General features: G+C 59.4%; 14 protein-coding genes and 1 tRNA gene. 5 read left to right on the top strand and 10 right to left on the bottom strand.

Features of this window, described 5'->3' with window-relative positions; all coding sequences use genetic code 11:
- Window positions 1-101: 101 nt before the first annotated feature.
- The 3 genes from I6L49_RS02365 (at window position 102) to I6L49_RS02355 (ending at window position 4,630) form a co-directional block, all read left to right on the top strand.
- A complete protein-coding gene (locus I6L49_RS02365; RefSeq protein WP_216950515.1) occupies window positions 102-3,038 on the top strand; it encodes an EAL domain-containing protein in 2,937 nt (978 codons plus the stop codon).
- 65 nt (window positions 3,039-3,103) lie between these two features.
- On the top strand, window positions 3,104-3,901 hold the full coding sequence (pflA, locus tag I6L49_RS02360) for a pyruvate formate lyase 1-activating protein (protein ID WP_216950514.1): 798 nt from the start codon (window positions 3,104-3,106) through the stop codon (window positions 3,899-3,901).
- An 87-nt stretch (window positions 3,902-3,988) separates the two neighbouring features.
- Window positions 3,989-4,630: an energy-coupling factor ABC transporter permease gene (locus I6L49_RS02355; protein ID WP_043819419.1), complete on the top strand. Its 642-nt coding sequence runs from the start codon at window positions 3,989-3,991 to the stop codon at window positions 4,628-4,630.
- Between the two features lie 84 nt (window positions 4,631-4,714).
- Here I6L49_RS02355 and I6L49_RS02350 read toward each other — a convergent pair whose 3' ends face one another.
- Both I6L49_RS02350 and ycfP read right to left on the bottom strand, forming a co-directional pair.
- Window positions 4,715-6,007, bottom strand: a complete 1,293-nt coding sequence (locus tag I6L49_RS02350; protein WP_216950513.1) for an NAD(P)/FAD-dependent oxidoreductase — start codon at window positions 6,005-6,007, stop codon at window positions 4,715-4,717.
- A gap of 74 nt (window positions 6,008-6,081) precedes the next feature.
- Window positions 6,082-6,621: an alpha/beta hydrolase YcfP gene (gene ycfP, locus I6L49_RS02345; protein WP_005334000.1), complete on the bottom strand. Its 540-nt coding sequence runs from the start codon at window positions 6,619-6,621 to the stop codon at window positions 6,082-6,084.
- Between the two features lie 505 nt (window positions 6,622-7,126).
- Between ycfP and I6L49_RS02340 the strand changes: the two genes are divergently transcribed.
- On the top strand, window positions 7,127-8,533 hold the full coding sequence (locus tag I6L49_RS02340; RefSeq protein ID WP_216950512.1) for a nucleobase:cation symporter-2 family protein: 1,407 nt from the start codon (window positions 7,127-7,129) through the stop codon (window positions 8,531-8,533).
- 63 nt (window positions 8,534-8,596) lie between these two features.
- Here the strand turns inward: I6L49_RS02340 and I6L49_RS02335 are convergent, their stop codons facing one another.
- The 3 genes from I6L49_RS02335 to I6L49_RS02325 form a co-directional block, all read right to left on the bottom strand.
- Entirely contained in the window at window positions 8,597-10,393 is a 1,797-nt protein-coding gene (locus tag I6L49_RS02335; RefSeq protein WP_216950511.1) for a M3 family oligoendopeptidase, read from the bottom strand.
- 123 nt (window positions 10,394-10,516) lie between these two features.
- Window positions 10,517-11,437, bottom strand: coding sequence for a DUF808 domain-containing protein (locus I6L49_RS02330; RefSeq protein ID WP_128814758.1), 921 nt, complete (start codon window positions 11,435-11,437; stop codon window positions 10,517-10,519).
- A gap of 1 nt (window position 11,438) precedes the next feature.
- Entirely contained in the window at window positions 11,439-11,579 is a 141-nt protein-coding gene (locus I6L49_RS02325; protein ID WP_021231002.1) for a hypothetical protein, read from the bottom strand.
- A gap of 250 nt (window positions 11,580-11,829) precedes the next feature.
- Between I6L49_RS02325 and I6L49_RS02320 the strand changes: the two genes are divergently transcribed.
- Window positions 11,830-12,432, top strand: coding sequence for a DUF924 family protein (locus tag I6L49_RS02320; protein WP_216950510.1), 603 nt, complete (start codon window positions 11,830-11,832; stop codon window positions 12,430-12,432).
- A 67-nt stretch (window positions 12,433-12,499) separates the two neighbouring features.
- Here the strand turns inward: I6L49_RS02320 and I6L49_RS02315 are convergent, their stop codons facing one another.
- From I6L49_RS02315 to I6L49_RS02295, 5 genes are all read right to left on the bottom strand, one after another.
- Window positions 12,500-14,119: a methyl-accepting chemotaxis protein gene (locus I6L49_RS02315; protein WP_216950509.1), complete on the bottom strand. Its 1,620-nt coding sequence runs from the start codon at window positions 14,117-14,119 to the stop codon at window positions 12,500-12,502.
- A 104-nt stretch (window positions 14,120-14,223) separates the two neighbouring features.
- On the bottom strand, window positions 14,224-15,483 hold the full coding sequence (locus I6L49_RS02310) for a dicarboxylate/amino acid:cation symporter (RefSeq protein WP_043819404.1): 1,260 nt from the start codon (window positions 15,481-15,483) through the stop codon (window positions 14,224-14,226).
- 204 nt (window positions 15,484-15,687) lie between these two features.
- Complete coding sequence (locus tag I6L49_RS02305) at window positions 15,688-16,119, bottom strand: hypothetical protein (protein ID WP_216951573.1); 432 nt, start codon at window positions 16,117-16,119, stop codon at window positions 15,688-15,690.
- Between the two features lie 216 nt (window positions 16,120-16,335).
- Window positions 16,336-16,412, bottom strand: a tRNA-Pro gene (locus I6L49_RS02300).
- Between the two features lie 112 nt (window positions 16,413-16,524).
- The gene (locus tag I6L49_RS02295) at window positions 16,525-17,868 is read right to left on the bottom strand and encodes a dihydroorotase (protein WP_129503690.1); all 1,344 of its coding nucleotides are present in this window, start codon (window positions 17,866-17,868) and stop codon (window positions 16,525-16,527) included.
- Between the last annotated feature and the right edge of the window lie 65 nt (window positions 17,869-17,933).

Below are 17,933 nucleotides of genomic sequence, written 5' to 3'. Positions count from 1 at the left end.
AATTAGACTTTTCTAATTTAGAATTCAATGAAATTTTGTTTCACACCATTTTGCAGTATTCTTGCAACCCCGACGGTTGCTTAACAGGATGTTGTTTGTTCATGTCGTCTACCGCACTCAGTCATCTTCCTCCTGCCCTCCAGACGCCGCTCTTTTTCCGTCTGGATCTGCGCAGTCAACGGCTGGTCGCCCTGACCGACGTGATGCAAACCCCGCTCTACTGGCTCGATGAGCCGCGCGCCCCCTGGCCTGCCCAGCTGCCCGATGCCCTGCGCCTGCCCATCGAACAACTGCTGGCCAACGGCCATGGCGGCAAGATCACCGTGCGCTTTGCCAGCCAGTTGTGGCATATCGCCCTCGCTCACGAGCAGGATGGCTTCTGGCTCATCTGTCTGCAGAACCTTCGCCAGGAGCCCATCGCCGATCTGGCATTGCAACTACCGCGCCTCAGCCAGATGGCGAGCCAGCAACAGTATGCGCCCCTGCTCGAGGCCCTTAAAGAGAGTTTGGGGGCCGATCGGCTCATCCTCTGGCACTATCAGGCCAACGGCGATCTCGGCAGCGAGCAACTCACCCCGGTGTTCACCTTGGGGGTCGAGGCGCTCTACCCCATTCGTGGTGACAGCCGCTATATCCGCGCCTTACGTACCCGCAAAGCGTTGAGTTTCTCGGAAGCCGCCCACCAGCCGATGCTGAGCAATCACCTCTATCTGACCAGTGCCGGTGTGCGCTCACGCCTCGATGGTGCCCTGCTGGAGCAGGACAAGCTGTTCGGGGTGCTGAGTCTGGAGTATCTCGATCCCACCCCGCTTAGCGAGGAGATGTTGCAGCTGGTGCGCAGCAGCGCCCAGCTGCTCGGCCACTGGCAACCGCAACCGGAAGAACACCGCACCGAGCTGGCCCTCCCGCCCGAACTGCACCAGCAGACCGGCATCGACTACTGCAAGACGCTGGTAAGCTGGGCCATGAGCGCCAGCGGTGCCCGGGTGGGCTGGATCGGCGAGTTCCAGCCCCGTGGTCAGGATCTCTGGATCATCCCCCGCTGCGTCATCAACGAGGAGATCTGCTCCACCCTCAAGCCCATCCAGCTCGACCCCGGCCCCGCTCAGGAGCTGTTCCAGCACGGTCAGGCCATCTATGTGGAAGATCTGCCCGTGCGCTATCCCAAAGCGACCCGGCTGCTTGCCCTCAATGCCAGCGCCTACATCGGCATTCCGCTCCATGGCCAGAGCGGCGCCCCCATTGGCCAGATCACCCTGCTGCTCGATATCCCCCTTGAGGAGCCCGAACAGTTGCTGGATCTGTTGAGCAGCCAGCACGAACGGGCTGCCATCGAGCTCAAGCGCCTCGCCACCGACGATGCCCTGCGGCTCGCTGAGGTAGCCTTTAATACCCACGATGGGCTGATCGTGATGGATCACAACGGCATCATCCTCAAGGTCAACCACTCCTTCAGCCGGATCACCGGATTTGGCGAGGTAGAGGTGATCGGTCACTCCATTCGCAAGCTGCGTCCCACCTACTACGGGGATCATCTCAAGGAGGATGTCAGCCGCACCGTCAACGAGCAGGAGTTCTGGCTCGGTGAAGAGCGCTGCCTGCACAAGGATGGTCACCTCTTTCCGGTGCGCTTGATGGTGAACGGCGTCAAGGATGAGCAGGGGGAGCTCAGCCACTTTATCTGCAGCTTCTACGACATCACCCAGGAAAAAGAGGCGGCCAGACACATCGAGCAGCTCGCCTACTACGACGATCTCTGCGGTCTGCACAACCGGCGCAGCCTCAACCATATTTTGCAGCAGACCCTGAGCGCCACCAACGGCCAGTGGGGCGCCCTGCTGCTGCTGGATCTCGACAACTTCAAGTCGATCAACGACTCCCTCGGTCACGCCTGCGGCGATCTGCTGCTGCAAGCCGTGGTGCAGCGTTTCAGGGAGCTGCCCCAGGACAATCTGGTACAAGCGCGCATCTCGGGGGATGAGTTTGCCCTGCTCTTTACCCAGCTCGGACAAGGGGAAGTCACCGCCAAAATTCTGGCAGAGCACTTCGCCCGCGAGCTGATGGGGCTGTTTCGCACCCCGTTTGACATCGGCGATCACAAGCTGCACTGCAGCGCCTCGGTGGGGATCAGCCTCTTCTCCGGCAACGAGACGGATCATCTGGTCCTGATGCAACAGGCCGACACCGCGACCCACATGGCCAAGCGCGCCGGTCAGGGCCACTACGTCTTCTTTACCGAGGCGATGGCCCAGCACGAGAAAAATCGGCTGACCCTCACTAATGAGCTGCGCGATGCCCTGCGTCATCACGAGCTGCAACTCCACTATCAACCGCAATACCGGGTCGACAATGGCTCACTGTCGGGTATCGAGGCGCTGCTGCGCTGGCAGCGCAGCGACGGCACCATGGTGCCACCCGGGGAGTTTATCCCCATCGCCGAAGAGACCAGCCTGATCCTCGAAATCGGCTACTGGGTGATGAAGACCGCCTGCGCCCAATACAGCTTCTGGCTCAACCGTGGCCTGCAGATCCCCCATCTGTCGGTCAACGTCAGTGCCCGCCAGTTCCACACCCAGGGCTTCGTACAACAGGTGGAGTACATCTTGCGCGATACCGGTGTGCCCCCCTCCCGCCTGCTGCTGGAGGTGACCGAATCGGTAGTATTGGAGAATCGGCAGGAGAGTATTGCCAGAATGCGCCAGCTCAAGGAGCTCGGCATCCTCATCTCCATCGATGACTTCGGTACCGGCTACTCGTCGCTGGCCTATCTGCGGGATCTACCCGCCGACGAGGTGAAGCTGGACAGAAGCTTCATTCAGACCCTGGTACACAGCGAACAGGACAGAGCCATCGTCAAGGCGATACTCGATCTGGCCCAGGTCTTCCGTTTTACCGTCACCGCCGAAGGGGTGGAAGAGGAGGCGCAGCTGGCCATCCTCAAAGCGCTGGGATGCCAGCATTATCAAGGGTTTCTCACCAGTCGGCCGCTCACCGTCAAGGGGCTGGAGCAGCTGCTTGGCAGCCGGGCGCCGGACTAAAGGTGTAGGATCAATAGGGGTTTATGTAATAAAATAACGGCCTGCTCGAATCGTTGGAGTTGTTTATGTCTGTCATTAATCGGATCCCAGCCGTTGAAATCAGCCAGCCAGCCGGAGCTCACGGCACCGTTGGCCGGATCCATTCCGTCGAAACCTGCGGCACTGTCGATGGCCCGGGAATACGCTTTATCGTATTCATGCAAGGCTGCCTGATGCGCTGCAAGTACTGCCACAACCGCGATACCTGGGATACCGAAGGTGGCCGCGAAGTGACCGTACCGGAGTTGATGAGTGACATCACCAGCTATCGCCACTTCATGAATGCCTCCGGCGGTGGCGTGACAGCGTCCGGCGGTGAAGCCATGCTGCAACCCGCTTTCATTACCGAACTGTTTACCGCCTGCAAAGAGAAAGGGATCCACACCTGTCTCGACACCAACGGCTTCGTCCGCCATCTCGACGAACAGGTGGACAAGCTGCTCGACCAGACCGATCTGGTGCTGCTCGACATCAAACAGATCAATGACGAGAAACACATTCCGCTGACCCACGTCAGCAACAGATACACCCTGGAGTTTGCCCGCTATCTGTCAGCCAAAGGCAAGACCATGTGGATCCGCTACGTGGTGGTACCGACCTGGAGCGATGACGACGAGAGCGCCGAAGGGCTGGGTCAGTTCATCGCCGAGCTGGGCGAGAGCGTGGAGAAGGTGGAGCTGCTCCCCTACCATGAGCTCGGCAAACACAAGTGGGACGTGCTGGGCGATCCGTACGAGCTGAGCGGGATCAAGCCCCCCAGCAAGGAGACCATGGAACGGGTCAAGGGCATCCTCGGCAAGTACCACAACAACGTCAAATATTGATGGTAAAAGCAGGCTGACTCGTCAGCCTGCTCTGCTATGGGCGGTCGGGAAGGCCGCCCGGACTCTACTGCATGAATGGACGACAAGATGAGTGAAGGACAACTCGCCGCCCTCCTGATCTGGCTGGTACTGCTGGCCTTCAGCCTGCGCCGCTCTCTGTGGCAAACCCTCCATGACAACCCCCTCTATCAGCACCTGCTGCTGGGGAGTGCCATCGCGCTGGTGCCGCTCTGGTATCTAAGGGCCGGTCTGCATGAGGGGCTGGAGGTCCATTTTCTCGGGCTCACCTCCCTCACCCTGCTGCTGGGCTGGCGGCTGGCACTGCTCGCCCCCTGCCTGACCCTGCTGGTGCTCGGTTACTTCGGTGTCACCAATCTGGCCGATTTTGGCTGGCAGGCACTGGTGGGCATCGCCCTGCCGGTAGCCACCAGCTGGCTGCTGTTTCTGGCCAGCTGGGCCTGGCTGCCGCGCCATCTCTTTGTCTATATCTTCGTGGCCGCCTTTCTCGGTGGCGCCATCACCATCTCGGTCAAGGTGGCCGCCAGCGCATTGCTGATGGGGCTAAGTCACAGCTACCCCTGGCACACCATCACGGCGGATTACCTCTCCATCTGGCCACTGCTGCTGTTCCCCGAAGCTCTGCTCAACGGCATGGCGATGACAGTGCTGGCCATCTACCGTCCTCACTGGGTCAATACCTTCTTCGACCGTACCTATCTGGGCAAGTAGCTCTCTCTTTCCTGATCTGCGCCCATAAAAAAGGAGAGGCCATCGCCTCTCCTTTTGGTATTCAACATGTTGCCAAATCCCGGCTTAGTGCAGCTTCAGGGTCGGGCGCAGTACCCGGTTGATGCGACCCACCAGCATGATGAGGCCGGTCTTGACGTAACCGTGCAGGGCGATCTGGTGCATCCGGTAGAGGGAGATGTAGACCAGACGGGCAATGTAGCCCTCGACCATCATGGAGCCGCGCATCAGGTTGCCCATCAGGCTGCCTACGGTGGAGAAGCGGCTGAGGGAGACCAGCGAACCGTGGTCGTGGTAGAGGTAAGGCTTCATCTCGCCGCCGCTCATCTTGGCCAGGATATTCTTGAACGCCTGGCTGGCCATCTGGTGGGCAGACTGGGCGCGCGGCGGCACGAACTTGCCATCCGGCTGCGGGCAGGCTGCGCAGTCACCGATAACGAAGATGTTCTCATCACGGGTAGTCTGCAGGGTCTCTTTCACCACCAGCTGGTTGATGCGGTTGGTCTCAAGACCGGCGATATCCTTCATGAAGTCAGGTGCCTTGATACCGGCCGCCCACACCATCAGATCCGCTTCAATCAGCTCGCCATCCTTGGTATGCAGACCGTCGCTGGTCGCTTCGGTGATCATGGTGGCGGTACGCACGTCCACACCCAGCTTGACCAGCTCCTGATGGGCGGCACCGCTGATGCGCTCCGGCAGAGCCGGCAGGATGCGGGGGCCCGCTTCTACCAGCGTCACCTTCAGGCTGTCGGTGGTGAGGTTCTTGAAACCGTAGGCGTAGAGCTGCTCGACCGCATTGTAGAGCTCGGCAGAGAGCTCAACGCCGGTTGCGCCGCCGCCAACGATGGCAATCTTCACTTTGTCGCCCGGCTTATATTCGGTGGCGAACTGCAGGAAGCGGTTCATCATGCTGTTGTGGAAACGGTGCGCCTGGGAGGGGCTATCGAGGAAAATACAGTTATCCTTGATGCCCTTGGTGTTGAAGTCGTTGGAGACAGAACCGATGGCCATCACCAGATAGTCGTAGGGCAGCTCGCGCTCGTTGACCACGATGTCGCCATTGTCGTCGTGGATCGGGGCCAGCACGATGCGTTTATCGTCACGCTTGATGTCGGTCAGGGTGCCGAGCTGGAAGTCGAAACCGTGGTTCTTGGCGTGAGACTGGTAGCTCAGGGCATCGATGCCCGCGTCCATGGAGCCGGTGGCCACTTCGTGCAGCAGGGGTTTCCACAGGTGGGTGCGGTTGCGATCGACCAGAGTGATCTTGGCCTTGTTCTTCTTGCCAAGCTTGCGACCCAGACTGGTGGCCAGCTCCAGGCCACCGGCGCCGCCGCCTACAACGACAATATTCATCATGATGATTTTCCTCGGTTCCTCAAAACGAAAGGGAGCCATTGGCTCCCTAAAACGAAATCGGTCGACGTGATGGATCAGGCTTCTTTGAAGGCCTTCATCCGCTGCAGATGATGCGAGATATTTTTGAACTTATGAGTCTCGCGCTCATCCCACACGATGTCGTAATAGTTCTTCAATTCACGTTCAGTGTCCCGATTATCGCGCACTTCATCCTGAACGGAAAGGATACACAGGCAGTTTCCTGAATTTTTCTTACGAAATTCAGTTACACACTTGGTACCGATATCGTCATATTCTTCCGGCCGGTCGATCTTGCCCTGCATGTTCTCTTCCGGATGGAGGTTGGGGTTGAAGATCACCTGGCGAATGCCGCACAGAAAGCCGATCCGCTCGCTCCAGTAGCCACCAAGACCCACGCCGCAGATCAGCGGTTTGGGATCGGTACTCATATCGAGCTGTTTTTTCACTTCCTTGAGCAGATGGCTCATATCATGACGGGGGTGAACCGTGCTGTAGTGCACGAAACGCACATCATCATCAATAAACTGCAACTGCAGCACTTTCTCGTGATTGCCTGGGCTGGTGGCATCAAAGCCATGCAGATAGATGATCATGGATAAGACCTCAGGATCTGTGTCGGTTTTATCGAAACTACCCCAGCGGCGGCCCCGTGCGCCACCAAAACATCCAACTTTCTTGCTTTGGATCACGCCCCCGCCCCCGATTGCGCCCTGCGGCCCGCGAGCGCCGTCACATGCAGACGGGCGCATTGCGAGCAACGTTATGGTGCCCGGCTATCAAAGTGAGATCGCCAGACCAATAATGATAAACCCCTTACCAATCTGAGATGCCCCCACCTCCTTCCCCTGCCAGCAGCCGGACACTTATCTGGCCGGTATGTGACTCATCCCGCAAAAACAAGGCGTTATCGCCAAACGTTTTCTCTCGTGAGCGGCATTGTGCATGTTTTGTGCACTTACCCGTGCTGCACCGGATCCCTCTCACTACTGCCGAGGGATCTGGCTCCTCTGTCAATACACGAGATCAATGACCGGGAAAGCTGCGGCTTTCACTATCTTGCCTGTAGCAGTTGCGCGGGCTTCAAGGAGTGATCTGTTCATGAACGAGACCAATCCCCCCTCCCCCCGACCGGGTGCGCGCAAGCGCCCGGTGGATGAAGTGGAGCGCATGCTCCCCATGGGCCAACTCTTTACCCTGGGCCTGCAACATGTGCTGGTGATGTACGCCGGCGCCGTGGCGGTGCCATTGGTGATTGGCGGCAGTCTGGGGCTGCCCAAGGAGCAGATCTCCTACCTTATCAGTTCGGATCTCTTCTGCTGCGGCATCGTCACCCTGCTGCAATGTGTCGGGATTGGCCGCTTTGCCGGGATCCGGCTGCCGGTCATCATGTCGGTCACCTTTGCCGCCGTGATGCCCATGCTGGCCATCGGAGCCAACCCGGATCTGGGGCTGACGGGCATCTTCGGTGCCACCATCGCCGCCGGTATCATCTCGACCCTGCTGGTGCCGCTGATAGGACGACTGATGCCGCTCTTCCCCACCGTAGTGACCGGGGTGGTTATCACCTCCATCGGGATCAGCATCATGCAAGTGGGGATCGACTGGATGGCGGGGGGCAAGGGCAATCCGGAATATGGCAGCCTGCGCTATATCGGCACCAGCTTTCTGGTGCTCGTCTTTATCCTGCTGGTGACCCGCTTCACCAAGGGCTTTTTCAGCAATATCTCGGTGCTGCTCGGGATCATCTTCGGTTTCGTGGTGGCCATCGCCATGGGCGAAGTGAGCCTCGATGGCCTCGGCGAGGCAGCCTGGTTTGCCCCCATAGTGCCCTTCGCCTTCGGCTGGCCCACCTTCGATCCCATCTCCATCGCCACCCTGACGGTGATCATGCTCATCACCTTTATCGAGTCGATGGGGATGTTTCTGGCCCTTGGCGACATCGTCGGCCATCCGGCCAGGCGCGGTGATATCGTGCGCGGGCTGCGGGTGGATGGCATCGGCACCATTATTGGTGGGATATTCAACAGCTTCCCCCACACCTCCTTCTCCCAGAATATCGGTCTAGTGAGCGTGACCGGGGTATCGAGTCGCTGGGTCTGCGTGATGTCGGGGGGGATCCTGCTCGTCTTTGGCCTCATCCCCAAGATGTCGGTGCTGGTCGCCTCCATCCCGCCCTTCGTGCTGGGGGGCGCCGGTATCGTGATGTTCGGTATGGTGCTGGCCACCGGCATTCGCATCCTGGCGCGCACCGATTACAATAGCAACCGCCACAACCTCTATATCGTCGCCATCAGTCTCGGAATTGGCATGATCCCGACGGTCTCCGGGAATTTCTTCCAGCAGCTTCCGGCGCAACTACAACCGCTTTTTCATAGCGGTATCCTGCTGGCCACCATCAGTTCGGTGCTGCTCAACCTCTTCTTCAACGGCTATCAGCCGGATCTGAGTCACCAGACCCGTCCTCTGTTCGTTGGTCCCATCAAACCGCAGCAAGAGCAGGCATAACAAACAGGCCCCCGGACAGCGAGACTGTCCGGGGGCCTGTTGTTCAGATCACCGCTGACCCAATCAGGCAGGCAACTGCTCGAAGCGCTCTACCGCCTGCGCTACTTGTGCCAGACTCCCCTGCCAGAAGGCGGCCTCACGGATATCCTGCCCCAGATGCTTGGCTACCAGATCTTCGGCGCTCATCCGGCCGGTATCGCGCAACAAGGCACGATAGGCCTCGGCAATGCCCTCTTCCCCCGCCGCCTTGCGGCTCATCAACTGCTGATAGACCCCGAGGCTGAACAGATAACCGAACAGATAGGGATAGTTGTAAAAGCCCAGCCCCGCGATGGAGAAGTGCGCCTTGGCCGCCCAGAACATGGGGTGATAGCGGGTCAGGCTCCCCTCATACCAGCGTCCCCACGCCTCGTCGGTCAACGCCTTGAGCCGCTCTGCCGACACATAACCCTGCGCCCGCTCGGCCACCAGCGCCCGCTCGAAATCGAAGCGGGCCGGAATATTGACCAGGAAGGTGGCCGCGCCGTCGGCCTCGGCCCAGGCGATGACCAGCTGCTCTTCCGGGCTTTGCGCCTGCTCGAACAGGGCGCTGCGCACCAGAGTTTCGGCGAAGATGGAGGCGGTCTCCGCCAGCGTCATGGGGTAGCTGCGCTGACTCATCGGCAGATCGCGGATCACCCAGTTGTGCCAGGCGTGACCCAGCTCATGGGCTAGCGTAATGACATTGTCCATGGTGCCGGCATAGGTGACGAAGACCCGCGGCTCGACCGGTTCGGCAAACTTGGTGCAGTAGGCGCCGGTGCGGCGATTTGGTGTGGGCGCCGCATCAATCCACCCCTTCTCGGCCATCATGCGGGCAAATGCCCCCATCTCGGGATCGAAACGGCTAAAGGCATTGGCAATCAACTCGATCGCCTCATCAAAAGGAATGTCGCGGCTGCTGGAAGCAGGCGGCGGCGCAAAGAGATCCTCCGGCCCCAGATCGTCGAGACCAAGGCGCTCGGCCATCAGCCCCAGGGCGCGCTGACCCAACCCACGGGCTCGCCAGGTTTCGCTCATCAGGGCATCGAGGGTGGCACGCTCGATATGGCTCTGGTGGCAGGAGAGATCCAGCGCATCAAGCACACGGGTTTTGCCGCGCTGACGGGCCAGCTCCAGCCGCCAGCCGTTGAGGGCATTGAGGATAGCGGCAACCGTCTCCTGCTCACCTTCCCAACCGGCGCTGATGGCATCAAAGGCTTCTAAACGCAGCGCACGTATCGGGCTGGAGAGCAGATTGCTCGCCTCGGCCAGCCCCATCTCGCGGCCATCAATGGTTAACCGGATCTTGCCCACCAGATCGTTGTAGAGGTTGCCCCAGGCGTGCAGGCCATCGGTACCCAGACCGATCACCAGTTGCTCCGCCTCCACCGGCAAGCGCTGATCCTGCAAACGACGCTCGTGGCGCAGGCGGTACGCCTCCTCACCGAGCAGTGGATCACTCATCAGCGCGGCGAATTTCTCTTCCGGCAACGCCAGCATCAGATCTTCCACCGGCGCCAGCGTCTTGAACAGATCGGCATTAAGGGCGCGGGCACGAGACGCCAGCTGTTTGGCCTGCGGATCCCGCGCATCCTGACTGCCGCGGCACGCGGCCAGAATGGCGACGTTCCAGCCGATATGGCGAATATCACGGGCGCGCAGCCGCACTTCCCGCAAGAAATCCAGCAGCGCAGCTGCATCGTCGCGTACCCCGTCCAGACCCGCCATATAGCTGGTCAGCTCTTCCAGCGCGTGGCGGGCTGCGCGCATGTCCGCTTCCAGCTCTGGGCTGTCGAGGCCCGGGTAGATATGGTCGTTATTCCACTGTTGTTGATACATAACTTCTCGCAAAGGCCTTTATCGGGAGGCGCAACAGACCTGCGGGCAGCAAGTCCGACACCGGGCAACCCGAAGGCCAAAAAATGAAGAGAGGAAAAAAGAGACAATGGCCCGCAAGCTCGCTTATCCCTTGGCCGGGGCAAGACGGCTCACCAGCGTCATCACGGCAACCAGCAGCAGACCCGCCACCACACCGGCCACGGCGTTGAGCAGAGTCGGCGTCACCGCCGCCAGTACGGCCCCTACTGTGGGCAGGGTAGCAACGACAGCGGCTGCGCCTTCAATCAGGTGATGGGCAAAAGGCCAGCCATGCACCAGAATGCCGCCGCCCACCATAAACATGGCGATGGTGCCGACCAGTGCCAACAGGTGCATCAGACGGGGCGCCGTCACCAGCAGCCCCTGCCCCACCGCGCGGCGCAGGGCGCTGCCATCGGGCTTTTGCAGCAGATGCAGACCGATGTCATCGAGCTTGACGATCAGCCCCACCAACCCGTAGACCCCGATGGTCATCAGCAGGGCGATGCCTGCCACTACCGAGAGCTGCAGCGCGAGGCTTGCTCCCTGTACCGTGCCAAGGGCGATGACGATGATCTCGGCAGAGAGAATAAAATCGGTGCGGATCGCTCCCTTCACCTTCTGCTGCTCAAACGCGGCCAAATCATCGGGAATAGGAGCAGTGTGTGCCTCACCCTCGCTCACTTCATGAGGCAGGAACTTGTGGGCCAGCTTCTCGGCCCCCTCAAAGCAGAGGTAGGCGCCTCCCAGCATCAAGAGTGGCGTGATAAGCCAGGGCACCAGCGCACTGATGGCGATGGCTGCGGGCACCAGAATCAGCTTGTTGCGAAATGACCCCTTGGCCACCGCCCACACCACCGGCAACTCCCGCTCGGCGCGCACCCCGGAAACCTGCTCCGCGTTGAGGGCCAGATCATCCCCCAACACCCCGGCAGTCTTCTTCGCCGCCATCTTGGTCATCAGCGCCACGTCATCGAGCACGCTGGCGATATCGTCGAGCAGGGCCAACAAACTGGTTCCAGCCATATCAAAGATCCCTTATATCAGTGAGAAACGTCTTCCCGAAAAATGTCTCGCGCTTGTTCACCACGACCTTGGTCATCAGCGCCACGTCATCAAGCACGCTGGCGATATCATCGAGCAGGGCCAACAAACTGGTTCCGGCCATATCAAAGATTCCTTATATCAGTGAGAACAACCCCGGGAGAGAGGTTTACGTCCCGATAACCACCAAGGTCAACAGGACCACCTCATGGCGATCGCAGGCCATCATCGGCCGAGCCAAGAATCCGGTGCTCACCATCGGGGGTTACGTCTTTCGGGCAAAAGATGGCACAGTGTAACGAGAAGCCGCCGTTTCGGCAGCACCCCTGAGCCATTTGTTCCTGGTTCCCTCTGAATCACCTCAAGGAGTTCCCATGCAACCCTGGCAACCTCTGCTCGCTCTCTGGTTTGGCGACGAAGCCGATGACATCCTGCGGGCCACACGGCAAGCCCCCCTCTGGTGGGGAAAAAGCAGCGAAACGGATGCCCTGCTAGCCAGCCGCTTTGGCGAGCAGGCAGAGGCCGCAGCCAAGGGCAGTCTCACCTACTGGGCCGATCTCCCCAGCGGTCGGCTGGCGCTGCTCCTGCTGCTTGACCAGCTGCCACGCAATATCCATCGCGGCACGCCTGCGGCCTTTGCCCAGGATCCGCTGGCACGGGATCTCTGCCTGAAAGGGCTATCCATCGGGGCGGACAAATCCCTCTCGCCACTGGAGCGGGTCTTCTTCTATCTGCCGCTGGAACATGCCGAATCCCGCGAACAACAGGCTAGAAGTGTGGCGCTGTTCGAGGCACTCGCTGCCGAGCAGGCTGGCACACCGGCGCAGGCGACCTTCGCGGGCTTTGCCGACTTTGCCCGTCGTCATCAGGTGATCATCGAACGCTTTGGCCGCTTTCCCCACCGAAACGACATTCTGGGTCGCACCAGCACACCGGAAGAGGCGGCATTTTTGCAGCAACCGAGCTCAGGCTTCTAAGCAGGTCATATAAAAAATCCCCGCCAGCTGGCTGGCGGGGATAGCAGATGGATAACAACCGTCAGCATTACTGAATGCGGTAACGGGATATCTGCTGGTGGATACTCTCGGTGGTGACATTGAGCTCCTCGGCTGCGGCAGAGGTCTCCTCTGCTGTGCTGCTGGTTTGCTGCACGACCTGAGCTATCTGCTCCACCTGATGAGCGATCGACTCGGCGGCCGAACTCTGCTCGCGGATGGCATTGGTGATCTCGCCCACCTGCTCCATCACCCGGTGCGACGCACTGCGGATCTCGGCAATAATGGCACCACTCTCTGTCGCCATGGTGACCCCCTGGCTCACCTTCTCCTCCACCAGATGCATGCGGGAGACCGTATTGTTCGACTCCTGCTGGATCGCCTCTACCGTGGCGGAGATCTCCTGGGTGGATTGCGCCGTCCGCTCTGCCAGTTTGCGCACTTCATCTGCCACCACCGCAAAGCCACGGCCGGACTCCCCGGCCCTCGCCGCCTCAATGGCCGCGTTCAAGGCCAGCAAGTTGGTCTGCCCCGCCACATCACGGATCACGTTGACCACACCGCCAATGCGCGAAATGCCCTCACCCAGCGCAATGACCTCGGCCGAGGCCTGCCGGATCGAGTCGGCTATCTCGTTGATGGCATGGACGGTGCGCTCGATGGTCCGGCCCCCCTCGGTCGCCAGCTGCCCCGACTCGTTGGTGATGCGGCTCGTCTCCAGAGTGCGCTGGGAGATATCTGTGATGCTGACCGTCATCTCTTCGACACCGGCGGCTATCAGACTGGTGGCATCATTGGCCTGATTAGCCGAGCTGGCCAAGTGTTGCGCTGCCTGAGAGAGGGATTCGGCAGTGCTCTTGATCTGCAAGCTGCCGACGGAAAATTCGGTAAATGTCTGCTGCAAGGTATCGAGCAGACGGTTGACCGCATTGAGGGTCAGGCCAATCTCATCCTGCTGTTTCACATCCGCTCTGAGGGTAAAGTTGAGGTCACGCTGGATCCGGGTCAGGGTATCCATGGCGGTGCGAAGGGGATTGGCCACCTGATTGAACAACCAGACAAACAGCCCCATCGTCAGTACGGTGGCACCACCGGCGATCAACAGCAGGGTTTGCAGGCTGTTGTCGTAGTTCTCCTGACCCTGCTTCTTGAGCGCCAGTCCCAAATCCATATTGAAGTTGACGTGAAGCTCGATGGCCTTGGCAAACTGCTTGAACAGTGCGTATGCCTCTCCCGCCAGCATGTCTCTGGCTTCATCATTCTTGTTTTGGCGGGAGAGCTGCAGAACCTTGTCTATCTCCTGATAATATTGCGCGACAATACGTTGATCATCGTCAGTCAGGCGCCGATCTTCATCATTGGAGAGCATCTCTGCCTTATATTTGTCGAGCAGCGAATTGATTTGTCCCCGTATCTCGGTGATACCCGTTTCAATCTGCTGCATCTTGCTTGAGTCGGTATTGAGCACATGTGTTTGTACCAGCGAGTGCAATTCATAGAAATCGGCCTGCACTTCCTTAATCAGCGAAATACTGGGCACCGTATTGTCCGTCACATAGCTCAAATCACGGTTGCCTGCCCCAAGGCGATTGATACTGAACCAACTGAGAAAAATGAGCGTCAGCATCACCAACAGCGCTATCAGTTGCAGTCGACGAGCAATATTCATAACCGTACACTCCAGATGGAAACTATCTAGCAGTGTAGACGAGCCATAAACAACAACGGCCCGCATTGGCGGGCCGTTGTTGTTTATTTTTCATGGCGTTGTGATCAGGCTTTGGCTGGCTCACTCTCGCCCAGCGCGACGGTTTCACCCAGACTGTCTTCGGTCTTGGCGACCACGCTGGCGGCGATGGCGTTGCCCAGCACGTTGGTGGCTGAGCGGCCCATGTCGAGGAAGTGGTCGATCCCCAGCAGCAGCAGGATGCCCGCTTCCGGAATATGGAACTGGTTCAGGGTGGCGGCAATCACCACCAGAGAGGCGCGCGGTACCCCGGCCATCCCCTTGGAAGTGACCATCAACAGCAGCAGCATGGTGATCTGCTGGGCCATGGAGAGCTCGATACCATACGCCTGGGCGATGAACATCACCGCGAAGGTGCAGTACATCATGGAGCCGTCGAGGTTAAAGGAGTAACCCATCGGCAGCACGAAGCTGGCGATGCGCTTGTCACAACCGAACTTCTCCAGACGATCCAGGGTCTTCGGATAGGCCGCTTCGGAGCTGGCGGTCGAGAAGGCGAGCAGGATCGGCTCACGGATCATCGCCAGCAGCTTGATGACACGGCCACGCAGGAAGACGCTGCCCATGGCGATCAGCAGCAGCCAGAGGCAGGCCAGCGCGATATAGAACTGAGCCATAAAACTGCCGTAGGTAACCAGAATACCCAGCCCCTCTTTGGCTACCATGGCGGCGATGGCGCCAAACACCGCGAACGGCGCAAAGTTCATCACATAACCGGTCACTTTCAGCATGATCTCGGCAGCGCTGGCCATCAGCACCACTACCGGCTTGGCCAGATCGCCGAGTGCGGCGGCAGCCAGACCGAAGAAGAGGGAGAAGACCACGATCTGCAGGATCTCGTTGGTGGCCATCGCCTCGACCACGCTCTTGGGAATGGCGTGAGTCACGAAATCTTTCAGGGTAATGGCACCGGCAGCAATGCCCGAGCTGGCGGTGTCATTGGGCAGGGAGAGCGAAAGCCCCACACCCGGCTGCATCAGGGTCACCATCACCAGACCTAGGCTCAGGGACATCAGGGAGGCCAGCATGAACCAGCCGAGGGTCTTGGCACCGATACGCCCCACGGTGCGGGTGTCGCCCATCTTGGCGATACCGACCACCAGGGTGGTGAAGACCAGGGGAGCGATGATCATCTTGATCAGGCGCAGAAAGATATCGGTCAGGATCGTGATGTTACTGGCGAAATCCGCAGCCTGATCTGCGGCAAACATCCGATAGCCCTGGCCGGTGAGGATGCCAAACATCATGGAGATGAGGATGGCGACCGTCAGTTTATTCATTTTCATGGGGGAGTCCCGGTTTTGATTGGTGCAAGCCGTAAACAGTGGCGTGGGAGCCACTACAGTCCGTTTTTGTGATCCGAGCCGTTGATTCCTGGCGGCTGGTATGCTGGGAGAATGCCTAAAAGCAGGGGGTAAATCTAGAGGCTTTATCCAGAATTTTATCCTGCCATTAGGTGTATGTGATATAGATCTTGCAATTCACCAATATTAATCACTGTTTATTTTGATTTCGGCGAGATATTTCGCATCCAGAGTTCGCTCATCGAGTGCCCGTGGCAACAGGCGAAAAGTGAGCAGCGCCGAGATGGTATGCAGCACCTGCATCTGGGCCATAAAGAGATCCGGTTCATCCTCGTCAAAGCCAAAGATCGGCCGTGATGGGGTCACCCTGACGGCATCGCGGTTAATGGTCAGCTCATCGACCTTGAGCCAGGAGTAACCCTCTGCCAGTGCCAGCTCCCCTGCCCGCTTGAGCACATATTTGCGGGCGGTCTCCCTGCCCACCAGATCGTTGCCGACAAACTCCAGCTGCCACTTGTCCGGGCCAAGCCTGGTCTGGGAAAAACCGGTCTGGCCATTCCAGAACGACTTTTCACTCTCGTAAGGGGTGGCGCAGCCCGCCAGCAGCAGGGTGAGCATCAGCAGACAACAGGGTTTAGATACGGATGCAGACACGAAAGGCCTCGCCAAGCAAATGAGCAACAGAGTCGTTACTACACCATAAAGCGCGGTGGCTGCACAATCCGCTCGCGCCAACAGCGACCAGCTTGCATCACCACTGGCTTCGCGCCTGTGCGGCAAATCGCAGGCAAAAGAAAAGGCCTTGTCGTTTGACAAGGCCTTTACCGGGGAATTTGGTCGGTGTGAGAGGATTCGAACCTCCGACCCTCTACACCCCATGCAGATGCGCTACCTGGCTGCGCTACACACCGACGGAGTCAGCTCGGCTGACGGGGGCAGAGTTTATGGAGATGACCCTGCCCTGTCAACAGGGAAACGCCGCCAATTCCTCGGCCACGGTGCGTTCGCCTGCTTTGCGAACAATCAGCGGTTAAAGGTCAGCCGCTTGCCCAGGATCTGGTCAGTCACCTGCCCGTTTTGCCAGGCGATCTGGCCATTCACCAGCGTCATCTCCACCGTGCTGTGGAAGCGGTAGCCGTTGAAGGGCGACCAGCCACAGTGGTAGAGGATGTTGTCATCGTTGACCACATAAGGCTTGCCCAGATCCAGCAGCACCAAATCGGCGAAATACCCCTCGCGGATATAACCGCGATCCTGCACCTGGAAGCGCTCGGCTACCGCGTGGGAGGTCTTCTTGACGATAGTCTCCAGGGTAAACACGCCGTTGTGGTAGAGCTCCAGCAGCGCCTGCAAAGAGTGCTGCACCAGCGGCACACCGGACGGCGCCTTGAAGTAGCTGTTCTGCTTCTCTTCCCAGGTGTGGGGCGCGTGGTCGGTGGCGATGATGTCGAGCACATCGTTGCGTACCGCATCCAGCAGCGCCTGCTGGTCGGCAGCACTCTTCACCGCAGGGTTGCACTTGATCAGGCTGCCCTGGGTCTCGTAATCGGCTTCATTGAAGAAGAGGTGGTGAACGCACACCTCGGCGGTGATGTTCTTGTCCTTCAGCTCGCTCAGGTCGTGACTGGCGGTAAACAGCGACAGCTCCTTGGCCGAGGTCAGATGCAGCACGTGCAGCTTGGCACCGTACTGCTTGGCCAACGCCACCGCCATGCTGGAGGATTTGTAGCACGCTTCGTCGCTGCGAATGCGGCCGTGCTCGCCCATCGGCACATTCTCGCCCCACTTGGCCCGTGCCGCCTCTTCCGCCTTGGCGATGGTCGGGGTGTCTTCGCAGTGGGTCACGATCATCACCGGGCTCTCGCGGAAGATGGCCGCCAGGGTCTCCTGATTGTCCACCAGCATGTTGCCGGTCGAGGAGCCCATAAACACCTTGACCCCGCAGGACTGCTTGGGGTCGAGACGCTTGATCTCTGCAAGGTTGTCGTTGGTGGCGCCGAGATAGAAGCTGTAGTTGGCGACGGAGGAGTTGGCGGCGATCTGGTATTTGGCTTCGAGAGCGTCGAGGGTGGTGGTCTGGGGATTGACGTTGGGCATTTCCATGAAACTGGTGGTGCCACCGGCGACGGCGGCGCGGGATTCGCTGGCGATAGTCCCCTTGTGGGTCAATCCCGGCTCCCGGAAGTGGACCTGATCATCGATCATTCCGGGGATGAGATGACGACCTGCGGCATCGATAACCAGCGCATCGGGCGCCTCGATATCCGGGGCGATGCGGGCAATCCGTTCCCCCTCGATCAACACATCGGAGGCATAGATGCGGCCTTCGTTGACCAGGGTGGCATTTTTGATAAGCAGTTTGTTCATGGGGGGTTCCAGTTCCTTTGCCGATAATCGCGGGTCATAATAGCGCAAAACTGCCCTTTCTCTGT

This window comes from Aeromonas sp. FDAARGOS 1419 (genome assembly GCF_019047045.1).
GTDB lineage: Bacteria > Pseudomonadota > Gammaproteobacteria > Enterobacterales > Aeromonadaceae > Aeromonas > Aeromonas veronii.
This window is presented reverse-complemented; position numbering and strand designations above follow the sequence as displayed.